Here is a 13434-nt window from a genome sequence, read left to right on the forward strand (position 1 = left end):
GCGGACCCAGTAGCGGTCGTCGTTGCAGCGTGGGCGTCCAACACCACGTCAGAGGATCGGGAGTGGTTGAACGTTGCTCGACGCGACACTCCCCCGACGAACTGTCAGCCGGGGGCTTCATGATGCCTGTGAGCAGGGCCATCTGGACGGCGCCCAGGGTGCGCGCTGCCTGGTCGTCGGTTGCGTCCTCTTCGGCGCCACTGAGGAGGGCTGCCAGGCCCCACCGGCCTTGGGCATCGGTGTGTCGCCCACCGCCAGGGACGGGTCGGGGCCCAGGCCCATGGGCCCTTGTCCGTCAGACGGTATAGACGAGCTGGCGGCTGTAGATGCGCCCGTTGACGAGGTACGCCGGCGCTACGAGGAAGGAGATCGGCGCATCAGGGTCGCACGACGCCCAGGCTTCCTGTCTGCCAGAGTCCAGGGGCGCTCCTACCGTGTGGGCGTAGCTCCATTCGTGTGCGAGCCCGACCTTGGCGATGCGCTCCGTCAGGGTGACACAGTCGGTCCGCAGCCGGTTGATCGCAGCCTCGATGCCGGGGTCTTCTGCTAGACGAAGGGACTGCTGGATAGACCAGCTGGACGCTGGCCTTTTGTCCAGGAGCTGTCGGATGAGCATGGACATGAGGTGCGCGGTACGTTCCCGGCAGGGCCGGTCCGTGTCGAGGTCGGTTCTGTCGCTGTACCGGCGGGCGAAGTTCTGGAACTGCTGCTCAATCAGTGTCCGGGTCTGGCGAGAGAGTTCCTGGTGCTCGCAGTGCTGTGTTCCCGCGAGATCGTCGCGACGATCGAGTTGGGCGGCAAGGAGTGCGCCGAGCTGCCGTTCGAGGCGGCTGATGTGCGCCCACATGCGTCGATGCTCGGTGGCTCCGCGTCGTACCTCGAACTCCAGCGCGTCGATCCGCTGCAGGGCGGTCTCCAGGGCTTCTTCGGTGCTTGGTAGGGGGGCCGGGGGGATGCACATGTCAGTGTCGGCTTCTGCTGGACAGCTGGCAGTCTGCCGCGGGGATTGCCCGGGCTCAAGGAAGATCATGAGTCTCGGATCAGTAGTTGGAGTGGAAGCGGACCTGTGTAGCGGCTTCTCCACCTCCTTGCACCAGTTCGGAGCGGACCTTGATCTCGGTCTCGCCGAACTTCATGAAGATGCGTACTCCGCGTTCTTGCCGGTCGAAGCGCATGACCGGGCCGAGGTCGATGGCGACCTCTGCCAACTGGTCGCAGCCGTCGTCGGTGACGTATCGGGGCTCGGTGTCCCGGGTTGCGAAGACGCCGAACGTGATCTTCTTCTGTTGGTCGAACAAGGGGAAGATCACGTGGCAGACCTCGGCGTCCGTCGGCACTGACTGTCCGGCTGTGGCGAAGACGTTGAACCGGTCCATGCACTTGTCCCCGTCCGGTGTGCTCAGCCGGGCCGATTCAGGGTCGATGCCCTCTTCAAAGGGCATCGAGGTGTCGATGCCGTAGGTGAACCGGCTGCGGCGGGCGCGGGTCTGTGGGTCATAGCAGAAGTGGACAGCGCCGGCTAGGACGGCGATGTCGGGGTTCGGCGGCACGACAATGGTGGCACGGGTCGCGAAGCGCTCCCTGATGGCCTGCTGGAGGTAGGGCGAGTTGCTGAAGCCGCCGGCAAGGACGATCACGTTAGGGACGTCGGGGTCGTTCTGAGCGGATTCCATCTCGTTGAGCTGCGCCTCGATGAGGTCGAGGGTGCCCGGTACGACGGTGTCGAAGAGCGCGTGCAGTTGTGCAGGGGTGAGGACGATGGCGTCGTCGACCTTGTTCTGGCGGCGGGCCAGCCGGCGTCGGCCCGCCGCCCCCATCCTCCGGTCGATCCCGGTGGGGATGAGGAGGTTGATGTTCTCCTCTTGGTCGAGTCTCACCGCGACCTTGGCGCGTTCCCACTGGTCGATCATGTGCAGCAGGGCATCGGGGCACGCCTCGCGGATGTCTTCCATGACGTCCTTGCCGAAGCCATCGAGGAGGTATTCGCTCTCCACTCGGCGGTTGAGGAAGTCCGAGCCGAGGCGGTCGCCCATGGACCGCCCGATCTCGATCATCTTGCCGTCCTGGTCGTTCTGGTAGGCGGTGATGTCGACCGTGCCACCCCCGCAGTCAACGACCATGAAGCGAGCGCCCGGGGCCATCAGTGCGGGGCCGGCGTGGCCTTGGCGTGCTCCGGATACTCGAGCGTAGTGGGCGGCGGCTTCGGGTTCCAGCGAGAGAAGGACCCGCCCGTCTTCGCCCGGCAGCCCGGCGTTCTTGATCACATCACGGTAAATGGCCTTCTGGTAGTCGGTGAAGCAGGCGGGTGCCGTCAGCACCCAGCGGACGTCGTCCTCGTCATAGCCGCTGGCGGTGATCTGCTGAAGCATCGTCTGCACGACCTGGCGCAGCAGCATCGTGAGCAGGTTCGCGGTCAAAAGGTCGCTGGAGCTCACGCCGCAGGCGTTGTCGGTGCGTTCGGGTTCGGAGGTGTCGTCGACCGGGCTTGCGCCCTCCTCCGAGGTTGCGCCCTCCTCCAGGCTTTTGCGCTCCTCCAGAGCGCCGAGGTCCATCTTGAAGCCGTGGTAGTACTTGGCTCCTACGGTGCGTAGGGCCATGCCCTGGGTGAGCCACATGCGCCGGGCTTCGTAGCCCCACGCGATCATCTCGTCGCTGGCGTCCAGGAGGAGCGCCGAGAGGTTCTTCACGGTGGGGCCCGGCTGCGATTCCCAGTTGTTGAAGAAGTGGATCTTTCGTGTTTCGGGAGACTCGTTGTCTGGTGAGGCCGTGGTCCAGCCTCCGCCGATCGCATAGGTCCCCATGTCTACAGCGGCGAAGACGCGGGCGTCGAACACTGTGCGTTCCTTACTCGGATGGCGCCACAGGATGAGTTCCCTGGGCGGTCCGCCGTGGCGGAGCAGTCAAGGTGTCGCAGGGGGCGGCTGCGCCTTCAACTCCCAACCCTGGCAGGAGCGCGATATTCACCCGAGCAGACTAAAGAGACTGTGCAATTTTGAGCATTCTGCGCATTTCTGCACAGCGTGTTGACCTGCGGTTCGCCGCCGACAGTTCTGCGCTGCCGCGCGTGGAACTGGATAGGCACAACATGTCGCATACGTGCGTGCCGGGGTCCCCAACCTGGATCGCACCGCCGCCGCAACCCGCGGCCGAAGCGGTGATCCGCGCGAAGCTCACGGAGTACCGGCGCATGTGCCAGGAACGGGATCGCCTGATCCTCGAAGCGAAGAAGGGGGGCTTCTCCGAGGTGGCCATTGCCGAGCTCTCAGGGCACTCCCGCAACACAGTGCGGAGTGTCTTGAAGAGCCACGGGATCTCCTAAGCGTTTCCTCGTAACCGCTGGTCAGAGGTGGGGTGATCTTGCCGTGGCTGGCCGGCGCAGGAGCCGTCTGCGCCGCGGACCGCATCATCGACCACCTTGACCCGTCGCTCGCACTCCAGCAACGTAAAGGGCTATTCATAAGGCCACCGTGCTGATCATGGACGGCACTCTGGCCCCCTCCCTCGACCACGCCACGCATGGCCCATGAGTGCCCATGCGGACCCGTGATCTTGGGCGTTCCACCGGGCTGAGCCGACCTGGCGTGGCGGGACGCTCGGGCATGAGGTCGGCGACGGCGGTGTGGATGGCTCCGCGGCTGACATGGCGATCGCGGGCCAGACCGGCAATGGACTGGCAGCCCAGGCACCCGGCGCGGAGGCAGCGGCCTCCGCTGCCGTGACGACCGGACCCCCAGGTACTAGCGGGAGGAGCGGGTCTGACTGGGAAACGGAATCCTGCCGAGCAATGCGCGGAGCAAGAGATCCGCTCCAAACGCCTATTACCCGGCCCTCCCCAACACGGACAGGTCTCACGCTTAGGGGATCCGTGGGTGGCGGGGCATTGGGTGATTGTCTTTTGGGGGTGGGGAGTTCTGCTACCGTCGAGACGTCACTTCAAGAATTCCGGTGGATTTCAGCTGGTCTACCGGGAGGAGGTGATTTGGTTGTCCGGCAGGAACCTCGACGAGGAGACCAGGCCGGACCGGACCAAGCGGCAGTTAGCCGTCCAGGCGTTCACTCTGATCGCGCGAGCCAGCCAGGCCGCGTACTGGGTGTACAAACTGCTCTGGGAGCTGTTCTAGCAGCATCGATGGGCCCGGCCGGTGCAACGGCCGAGCCCATCCAAGGTCCGGAACCGGGGGCCCCACGATCTCGTGCATCAGAGGCGTGGGGCCCGACTCATTTGAGGACCGAGTGATCCATCCGGCTTCCCGGAACTGGCGATCAGACGCCAGCATACATCGATTTACCGATTCGCGGTACCCAATCAATTCCGGATCTCAACTCGCGGAATCGAGAAACTGCAGAAACTCGTGAAATGGGAATTCCCGCGAGCGTGAGCCTTCGTTCTCCCGTTTCACTTCTGCTTCGGCGGTTTTGTTTCGGGATTCTGTGTGGTGTTTCGGGGTGGGGTGGGTCGGCTTCGAGGGCATCCCCGTTCGTTTCGGGAGCACGTTCCTCGGCTTCAGGTCCGTTTCGGGAGCACGCCCTGGGGCTTCGAGGCCGGCGGGTCTCGTCTCGGTCTCACGCCGCCGGGTCTCGGTCTCACGGGCACAGGTCTCGGTCTCACGCCGCCGGGTCTCGGTCTCACGGGACCGGGTCTCGGTCTCACGCTGCCGGGCCTCGTCTCACGGTGCCGGGCCTCGGTCTCACGGTGCCGGGTCTCGGTCTCGCACAGGTCTCAGCGGGCAGGCAGCGGCACAAGATCGCGCTTCAACGACATGAAGCCCGGCTTCAACGACGGCTGTCGCGACACGACGACGTACTCCGTGTCGCTGTCGCCGCCTTGCCCCCGGACGTCTGCCACGTCCGGACGGCATGGGGTGTCCGACGTCGTCCGACGAGTTGTCGCCCTGCCCGTGCCCGGACTGCGCCCTGCCTTCGCCTCGGCTGCGCCCTGCCCGTGACGGGGCCCTGACGAACCGGCACGGTTCGCGTCACGCTGCACCGGCGAACCGTGCCGGACCGTGACGCGGTCCGTTACGGTCCCCGGCGGACCGTGCTGGGGAACTGGGGAACCCTGTTGAGGACCGCGTGGGGACCGGTCCCCAACCCGCTTCACCGGTGAGCGCACGAGCGCGAGCGCGACCACGCTCAGTGAGCGTAAACGCCGTGAAACCGTGAGCGTGAACGGTGCGCACCACACCGTCCTCCGCACCATTCACGCACACCGGTAAACCGGTAAACAGGAGCGGTAATCCGTACGGTACGGCGCCCGTACAGACACGGCGACGTACGACTGCACGCCTCCGTACCGTACGGAGGCGTGCAGCTGTACCGGCACGGCCGTACGGGCGTCTCCCGAAGAGCTTCCCGCCCAGGCGGGAAGCGGATTCCCGGCAGGCCGCCTATCCCTCGCGGTGGCCGTACGGGCGACGTACAAGCGCCTTACGGGAGTCTCGGGGACGCTCCCGTACGGGAGCCGTACGGGAGCGGTAGGACGCTTGCACTACCGCACGTTCTGGGAACTGGAAATCTCCGGTTTACCGGTTTACCGGTGTGCGTGAATGGTGCGGAGGACGGTGTGGTGCGCACCGTTCACGCTCACGGTTTCACGGCGTTTACGCTCACTGAGCGTGGTCGCGCTCGCGCTCGTGCGCTCACCGGTGAAGCGGGTTGGGGACCGGTCCCCACGCGGTCCTCAACAGGGTTCCCCAGTTCCCCAGCACGGTCCGCCGGGGACCGTAACGGACCGCGTCACGGTCCGGCACGGTTCGCCGGTGCAGCGTGACGCGAACCGTGCCGGTTCGTCAGGGCCCCGTCACGGGCAGGGCGCAGCCGAGGCGAAGGCAGGGCGCAGTCCGGGCACGGGCAGGGCGACAACTCGTCGGACGACGTCGGACACCCCATGCCGTCCGGACGTGGCAGACGTCCGGGGGCAAGGCGGCGACAGCGACACGGAGTACGTCGTCGTGTCGCGACAGCCGTCGTTGAAGCCGGGCTTCATGTCGTTGAAGCGCGATCTTGTGCCGCTGCCTGCCCGCTGAGACCTGTGCGAGACCGAGACCCGGCACCGTGAGACCGAGGCCCGGCACCGTGAGACGAGGCCCGGCAGCGTGAGACCGAGACCCGGTCCCGTGAGACCGAGACCCGGCGGCGTGAGACCGAGACCTGTGCCCGTGAGACCGAGACCCGGCGGCGTGAGACCGAGACGAGACCCGCCGGCCTCGAAGCCCCAGGGCGTGCTCCCGAAACGGACCTGAAGCCGAGGAACGTGCTCCCGAAACGAACGGGGATGCCCTCGAAGCCGACCCACCCCACCCCGAAACACCACACAGAATCCGCGGCCGAAACGGCGAGACGGGATCGTGCGGAGTTGGGCGCCGGAAATCCCAACGAGATTGATCCCAGCAGTGGCTGGCCCGTCCCGCGGTGCTGCGTGCCGCCGAGTGAGGTGCGGCGGGGGCCCTCGAAGACATCGGTATTCGGAAGGGATTTCCCTGGCGCCCTGCCAGTTGGCAGCCGCCGGACATCAACCGCTCGCCCACGGTGAGCCCTGTGCGGGAGGAGCCTCCTCCTCACGGCGCTCGACAGCCACCCGCCGTTCGGCGGAGGGTGCTCTGACCGGGCTCCGCCATCGCTGCGGGTGAGGCGAGGCAACCGAAGCCCTGGTGAGACCGGGCGCGCGGTTCCGCGTCGGACAGTCCCCCACGGCGTCCGCGCCCCCCTCCGGACACCCCGCACCAGTGTGGCGTTCATCACAGGAGAGGGGGAGTCGCCGCTTCGGCCGCCAGGTGGGCGGGTACCGCATGGGAGGGCGGAACGGCGTCGCGGCCCCGGAGTTGGAGCTAAGCGGAATCTCGTGCCGCCGGTTGTCCGGGTCGGCCCGCCAGCGGGCGGGGCGCGTCCTGGACCCCAGATAAGCTCACATATCCGGGATCCAGGCGACACAAAGCCTGGTACAGAAACGGTGTGACGGGCATCCAGGGGGACCCTGACAAGCAGGGATCTGTCGGTCACCACGAGCAGCACCCCGCGCACACCGGCCGTCGCGGCACCCGACCGGTTCGGCACCGCCACCGAGGCCCGTGTGCAGCAGCTCGACCGCGACGCGACCCAGCACGTCGAGGACAACCGGCCCGAGAAGACAAGGACGGGGTACGGCGCGCCGACCAGAACGCGTGGCTCAGGCTGGGCCGCTGAGCGAGGCTGGCGGGTGGGTTCATCGAGCGGCGTTCAGCGGCACTGGGTGCGCAAGGTGGTGAGGTAGTCCGCGGCCCGGCGTTGCGGGTCGCTGTCGGTGCTGGCCCAGGCGATCCAGGCGTCCGGCCGGATGAGGACGGCGGTGGCGTCCCGCCAGATCGGGTCTGCCGTAACGGTGTTGACGGCGGCCACCTGCTGTTCCAGGCCGTCCGCGGAGCACGGTGTGTGGGTCCCGCTGAGGTCCAGCAGCAGTGGCCGGCCGTGGTGCATCAGCGGGTGGGCGGTGGGTGCGTCGGCGGTGTCCAGGGCGAGGCCGGCCAGTCGCGTGCCGTTCAGCGGGTGCGCGCCGGGTGTGGTGTCGGCGGGGTGTGGGTCGTCGAAGCCGGCGATCCGGCGGGCCCACCGGCGGTTGGTATGCGGTTCGGCGAGCGCGGCGGACCAGACCTCGCGCAGCGCGATCTGTTCCGGGCTCGCCGCGGCGAACAGGGCAAGCTGTGCGCGGGTGTTGTCGATGACGGCGCGGGCGGCCGGCCGGCGCTCCGTGTCATAGCTGTCGAGCAGTGCGTCGGGCGCCCGGCCCTGGAGGGTGGCGGCGAGCTTCCAGCCGAGGTTGGTGGCGTCCTGGATGCCGAGGTTCATGCCCTGGCCACCGGCCGGGAAGAACATGTGTGCCGCGTCCCCGGCCAGCAGCACCCGTCCGGCTCGGTACTGCGCGGCCTGGCGGGTGGCGTTGCCGTAGCGCGACAGCCAGCGGGGGTTGCGGATGCCCAGGTCCCGTCCCAGGAGCGTGCGGGTCTGCTCGCGCACCTCCTCCAAGGTCAGCGGTACACCGGTGCCATGGTGCATGGTGGCCGTGGACAGGCCCGCCAGCCGGTGGACGCCGTCGCCGATCGGGGCCGCCAGGAACGAGCCGGCCGGTCCGGTGGCGGCGAGCGGCGCGGTGGGCGGGTCGTCGAGTTCGACGTCGGCGAGCCACCCGGTCAGGGTGGTGTCCTGGCCGGGGAAGTCGATGCCGGCGGCCTGGCGTACCGCGCTGCGGGTGCCGTCGCAGCCCACCACCCAGCGGGCTCGCACGGACCGGTGGGTGCCGCCGGCCCGGACCACCACCTCGACGGCGTCCGGCCCCTGGGTGAGCGAGACGACCTCCTCCCCGCGCAGCACCCGGGCGCCCACGGCAACTGCGTGCTCCTCCAGGAGCTGTTCGGTGACGGACTGCCCGAGCGCCAGCATGAACGGGTGCACCGCTCCGACCGTGGAGAAGTCCAGCCTGGTGGTCGCCGCCCCGAAGTGGCCGGTCGGCACCGGGGTGCCCTGTTCGATGAACCGCTCCGCGAGTCCGCGGGTGGCGAAGGTGTCCAGCGTGCCGGCCTGCATGCCGACCGCGCGCGACCGTCCGTCCGGTGCCGCCCGGCGTTCCACGACGGTCACCTCCACCCCATGCAGGCGCAACTCCGCAGCGAGCCAGAGCCCCACCGGGCTGGCCCCCGCGATGAGTACGTCGAGCATGACAACCGCTTCCTCTCACCTTGGGACGATGCGCCATGACGGCGGCGCGTCGATGCGCCAGCCCAGGGGCGGCCTCGTGGCGTCAGGTGGGCAATGCGGCTCGGCTGGTCAGGCGGGCAATGTGACTCAGCGGGCGCTGCCGAGATTCCGGTCGGCGTCGGCGCCTTCGAGCATGAGAGTGGTCTCCTCGATACGGCGGAAGCGGCCGTCGGGGGCGAACTCGCCGAAGAGGTAGACCTCCATGCGGACGGTGGAGCCGTCGGTCTTGATGACCTCCATCGTGTGACGGTCGGCGTAGCGATCGCCGGACGAGAGCTCGTCGTGCACCTCGACCGAGCCGCCGGCGACCACCGTGCGCAGGTGGGCGATGTGAGCGAGGAACTCGGTGCGGTCCGCCCAGCTTCCGTCGGTGCGCTGGCGGTAGTCGGGGGCGAAGTGCCGGTCGGCGGCCTCGTCGAGGTCGAGGCCCGGGGTGAGGAGCAGGTCAGTGAGGGCTGTGCGGGCGTCGGTGTGGGTGCTGGCAGTGGTCATGACGGTCTCCTTGGAGTTCACGTTTCGACAGAAAGTGCGTGCGTCGAGCACGCATGCACGCCGTACTGCAGATTGCGTGCGTCGCGCACGCTAACCTTGGGTCATGCCTAACGACGTGGGACACGAGATCGCCGACGCTCTTGGAGCCCTGCTCAGGCGAAGCACCCGAGCACGGCTGTACGCGCGCCTGACGGACGGTCTGGGCGAGGCGGTGGACGAGATCACCTACCCCGTCCTCAGCGGGCTCGCCCGGACCGGCCCGTGCAGCGCTGCTGACCTCGCGGGCGAGATCAGCCTTGACCGCTCCGGCGTCACCCGCCGCGCCACCCGCCTGGAGGAAGCCGGCCTGCTGCGCCGCGAACCCGACCCCGACGACCGCCGCGCCACCCTGCTCGCCCTGACCGAAACCGGACAGCGGGCGGTGGAGGCCACCCGGCAGCGCCTCGCCACCCTGATCGAGGCGTCCCTCGCCTCCTGGCCACCCAAGGAGGCGCAGAGCTTCGCCCGCCAACTCCACCGCTTTGTCGCCACCGGCCCGTTCGCGGAAACATGACGCCAGCACGCCAGGCGCGAGCGCACGACGCTAGGGGGTCAAGTAAGAACCAAGCAGAGAGCACAGCTTGGCGTCACATGACGTGACGCTCTGACTGAACTGGCTGTTTCGCTTGGCCCGCCTGCCACTCCCGTCTGTCGTCAAAGGATGGCATCTGCAAGTGATCAACGCACCACCTTCGGAGTGGCTACGAGAGGTCGTACAGGTCCTCAACAGTGATCATGGACCCGGAAAACCGCACGTCACACCCTTTCCCATCTGCATCGCGCCCCGCCGGGGGCGCCAGAGCAGACCCTCCTTCGGGAGGGTCTTTTTGCTGGTCGGGGCCGTTTGGTGGTCGACATCGGCGCGGGCGGGAGTTGTTCAGGCCGCTCTATGTGTTGCTGCGGGTCGGCGGAGAGCGGGGGCGCAGTGCGTCGTAAGGCGCGAGGAGAGAGGGCGGGCGGGGGGCTGCCGTCCACCCATGGGGTGCCCTGTGACGACGGGGCGGCAGTTGCGTCTCGGCCTTCCGGCTTCATCGGCTCGTGGGCGCCCTTGTCAGCGATCACCTTCGGCCTTTCCCGAGCGTGTGGCACTCGGTGCCGGAGGTCCATGGGGCCGCCCGGCCGGCCGCCACGAGCACCGTCGGGCATGAACGCCGTTGGGGGCGCGCCGAAGACATGCGCTACGCGCTGTCGGCCCTGCGGGGACCACTTACCGAGATCGCCAGTGGACTCGGTGAACCCTTCGGAGCCGACTCGCTGTCCGTGTCCGGCACTGCTGGGCAACAGCCGATGTCGTGTTGGTGCGTTGGCGCGTTCACCGTCGTGTCGGCGATGCGCCCGTGGTCGTGCCGTCATCCGTCGCGCGGTGGGGCGCTGGCCGGGTGCGGGGTGAGCAGTGCGAGGTCCGGGGGGGCGGGGAGGTGACGTCGGCCGGGGCGTCGCGGGGCGGCCACGGAAACGCTGTCCTGCGAGGCGTGTGATGCATCCGGGGGCGTGGCAACGAACGGCCTGGTCGGATCCTGTATGTCTCATTCAAGCCAGATGTCGGTACACGGGCGAGATATCGACATAAGGTCTGCGCTGCGTGTGGAGTGCGCATACCTTGTCCCGTTTTCTTCTCTTGCCTTCAGGGAGTGATCCTGTGATACGTAGCCGAGCCTGCCGACGTGCCTCTTTGTCTGCCGCGGCAGTTGTGACGGCGGCGCTGCTCGCCCTTACGGGCTGCCAGCCCGGTTCAGGTGACGGGGGCAAGGCGCGTCCGTCGCCCTCCGTTTCGGCTTCGGTTTCGGCGTCGGCGTCGGTATCGGGGGTGCCGTCTCCCTCTTCCGGTGCGTCGAGTGGCTCTCCTTCGTCGCCTGCGGCGAGCGCGTCCCCGACGTCCGCGCCTGTGGTGAAGCCTTCTGAGGTGAGGGTGGGGGCTGGCTCCTCGTCCGGTTCGAAGTCCGGGGCGGGGGCGTCCGGTGGGGCTTCGTCCGGTGGGGCTTCCGGGGGGCGCGATACAGCCGGCGTCATTCTTGCGCCCTCGGGGAACCACTACCAGCGCGGTCAGTTCTGCAAGAAGTCCCATCTTGGCCTGACCACGCGTGACGCACACGGCAATCAGCTCCACTGCGCCATGCAAAGCGGCCGTCCCCACTGGCAGTAGGCCGTCCGGCGGTGGGTCGCGAGCAGCCGCCTCGGGAGGGGGCCGTTGCTGGTCGGGGCCGCGGTTGGTTGGGGTGGGGGGCTTCGGGGGTGGGGGGCTGGCTAGGGTGATCAGGAGGCGCGGTGGAGGTCGTCCAGTCAGCAGGAGGTGACAGGTGGGGCCGTCTGGTTCCCCCGTGATACGTGTGCCGGTCGGGGAGGGTGCCGATCGCTGGGTCAGTCGGGCGGTGCAGCGTCGGGTGCTGCTCGTGGTGCACAACGTGACCTCTGCGGGGCGGCTGCTGGATGTGCTGCCACTGTTCCATGACGACTTCCGGGTACAACTGCTGGTGACTGCCACGGAGTCGTCGGCGTTCCAGGGTGGGCTGCGGGAGCTGTTCGAGGAGTTGGGGCTGCCCGTGGTGCCGTGGGAGCAGGCGCTGCGGACACCGGTGGACCTTGCGGTTTCTGCCAGCTTTGGTGGGGAACTGCACCTGATTGACGGCAAGTTGACTGTCTTGTCGCATGGGGTTGGCTACACTAAGAGACTGGCCACGCCGGGAGCCGGGAGCCGGGAGCCGGGAGCCGGGAGCCGGGAGCCGGGAGCCGGGAGCCGGGAGCCGGGAGCCGGGAGCCGGGAGCCGGGAGCCGACGTTCGGGTTGTCGCGGGAGTGGTTGCTGGCCGAGGGCGAGCCGTTCGTGGACGGGCTGGTGCTGTCCCACCCGGAGCAGTTGGCGCGGTTGCGTCGTGCCTGCCCGGAGGCCGAGAAGGCCGCGGTACTCGCCGGCGACCCGTGTTTCGACCGCATGCTGGCCGGTCGACCGTATCGGGAGCGGTTCCGGCGTGCCCTGGGGGTGCGCCGGGGGCAGCGGCTCGTCGTCCTGAACTCGACCTGGAATCCGGAAGGGTTGTTCGGCAACGGCGGTGACCAGGACCTGCTGCCGAGTCTGCTGCCCCGGCTCGCCGCCGAACTGCCGGCCGACGACTACCGGCTGGCGGCCGTTCTGCACCCGAACATCTGGTACGGGCACGGCCCGGGCCAGATCCGGGTGTGGCTGGACCGGGCCCGCCGCGGCGGACTGACCCTGATCGACCCGGTGCACGCGTGGCGGCAGGCACTTCTGGCGGCGGATGCCGTGGTGGGTGACTTCGGGGCGGTCTCCTATATGCCGCGGCGCTGGGCATACCCGTGCTGCTGGCGGCCGCCGGGGAGGAGAAGCTGGATCCGGAGGCGCCGCTGGCGGCGTTCGTCCGGCAGGCTCCGCGGCTCGATCCGTACGGCCCGCTGCCCGGTCAGCTGGCGGAACTACTGGCGCGGCACCGGCCGTTCGCCAGGCCCGCGGAGTTCACCAGCTCGGCCCCGGGCGCCTCCGCGGCACTGTTGCGGCAGCACTTCTACACGCTGATGGATCTCGCCGAGCCTGTTGCTCCCGCGCGGCTGGAGCCGTTGCCGCTGCCGCCGTACGAGCCGCCGCGGCGGACCGGTCCGCTGGATGTCCGCGCGCGGGTCCGCGGTGCGGAGGTCGTGATCGAGCGCGCCCAGGGGCATCCGTACGGAGCCGGGGGTGAGACGCATCGTGCGGTGCACGAGGACACCGTGGATCCCGCGGACCTGGCGACGGCCGATGTGATCCTGCGTGACGGGCCGCCGGACGACCCCCGATTCGGCAGCCCGGAGGAGTGGGCCGCGGAGGTGCTCGACCGGTATCCGCACTGTTCGCTCGCCGCCTATGTGAGCGGCCCGGACCGCTGCACGGTACGCACCCGGGACCTCGGTGTGCTCCGGCTGTCGGCGGGGTCGGGGGCGGATGCCGACCCCGCGGTGTACGCGTCGGCGTTGCATGCGTGGTTGGTGTGGGGCACCGCCGTGCCGTCCCGGGACGCCGTACCGCCCCGGGGCGGTACGGCGGTGCCCACGGCGCTTCGGGTGCGGGTGGCCGGTGGGGTGCATGCGGTGGAGGTGGCGCGCCCCGGTTGCGTGGCGCGTCCCGGTAGCGGCGATTCACCTGTTCCCTAGGTTTCCCGGGTTTCCCGGGTTTCCCGGGTTTCCCGGG

Annotated in this window: 9 protein-coding genes and 1 pseudogene; 6 read left to right on the forward strand and 4 right to left on the reverse strand. The window is 68.8% G+C overall.

What is annotated here, in order from left to right; all coding sequences use genetic code 11:
• Nucleotides 1-295: 295 nt before the first annotated feature.
• The gene (locus K2224_RS01445; RefSeq protein WP_221904833.1) at nucleotides 296-622 is read right to left on the reverse strand and encodes a hypothetical protein; all 327 of its coding nucleotides are present in this window, start codon (nucleotides 620-622) and stop codon (nucleotides 296-298) included.
• A gap of 123 nt (nucleotides 623-745) precedes the next feature.
• Between K2224_RS01445 and K2224_RS01450 the strand changes: the two genes are divergently transcribed.
• Nucleotides 746-940: a hypothetical protein gene (locus K2224_RS01450; protein ID WP_221904834.1), complete on the forward strand. Its 195-nt coding sequence runs from the start codon at nucleotides 746-748 to the stop codon at nucleotides 938-940.
• 100 nt (nucleotides 941-1040) lie between these two features.
• Here the strand turns inward: K2224_RS01450 and K2224_RS01455 are convergent, their stop codons facing one another.
• Nucleotides 1041-2834, reverse strand: a complete 1794-nt coding sequence (locus K2224_RS01455; RefSeq protein WP_221904835.1) for an Hsp70 family protein — start codon at nucleotides 2832-2834, stop codon at nucleotides 1041-1043.
• Nucleotides 2835-2992: 158 nt separating this feature from the next.
• Between K2224_RS01455 and K2224_RS01460 the strand changes: the two genes are divergently transcribed.
• The 3 genes and pseudogenes from K2224_RS01460 to K2224_RS01465 all read left to right on the forward strand — a co-directional run bounded on the left by K2224_RS01460 (nucleotide 2993) and on the right by K2224_RS01465 (nucleotide 4121).
• Complete coding sequence (locus K2224_RS01460; protein WP_221904836.1) at nucleotides 2993-3319, forward strand: hypothetical protein; 327 nt, start codon at nucleotides 2993-2995, stop codon at nucleotides 3317-3319.
• A 71-nt stretch (nucleotides 3320-3390) separates the two neighbouring features.
• Nucleotides 3391-3509 (forward strand): annotated as a pseudogene (locus tag K2224_RS41275) (IS5/IS1182 family transposase); the annotation flags it as partial.
• A 474-nt stretch (nucleotides 3510-3983) separates the two neighbouring features.
• A complete protein-coding gene (locus tag K2224_RS01465; RefSeq protein WP_221904837.1) occupies nucleotides 3984-4121 on the forward strand; it encodes a hypothetical protein in 138 nt (45 codons plus the stop codon).
• A 3094-nt stretch (nucleotides 4122-7215) separates the two neighbouring features.
• On the opposite strand, the gene K2224_RS01470 is transcribed toward K2224_RS01465, so the two are convergent.
• Together K2224_RS01470 and K2224_RS01475 are read right to left on the reverse strand one after the other, a co-directional pair.
• On the reverse strand, nucleotides 7216-8688 hold the full coding sequence (locus tag K2224_RS01470; protein WP_221904838.1) for an FAD-dependent monooxygenase: 1473 nt from the start codon (nucleotides 8686-8688) through the stop codon (nucleotides 7216-7218).
• A gap of 126 nt (nucleotides 8689-8814) precedes the next feature.
• Entirely contained in the window at nucleotides 8815-9219 is a 405-nt protein-coding gene (locus K2224_RS01475; protein WP_221904839.1) for a nuclear transport factor 2 family protein, read from the reverse strand.
• A gap of 103 nt (nucleotides 9220-9322) precedes the next feature.
• Between K2224_RS01475 and K2224_RS01480 the strand changes: the two genes are divergently transcribed.
• The gene (locus K2224_RS01480; protein ID WP_221904840.1) at nucleotides 9323-9772 is read left to right on the forward strand and encodes a MarR family winged helix-turn-helix transcriptional regulator; all 450 of its coding nucleotides are present in this window, start codon (nucleotides 9323-9325) and stop codon (nucleotides 9770-9772) included.
• A gap of 2797 nt (nucleotides 9773-12569) precedes the next feature.
• Nucleotides 12570-13397, forward strand: coding sequence for a hypothetical protein (locus K2224_RS41280; protein ID WP_313904742.1), 828 nt, complete (start codon nucleotides 12570-12572; stop codon nucleotides 13395-13397).
• Nucleotides 13398-13434 lie beyond the last annotated feature (37 nt).

Origin of the sequence: Streptomyces sp. BHT-5-2, from assembly GCF_019774615.1 — a bacterium.
Classification (GTDB): domain Bacteria; phylum Actinomycetota; class Actinomycetes; order Streptomycetales; family Streptomycetaceae; genus Streptomyces.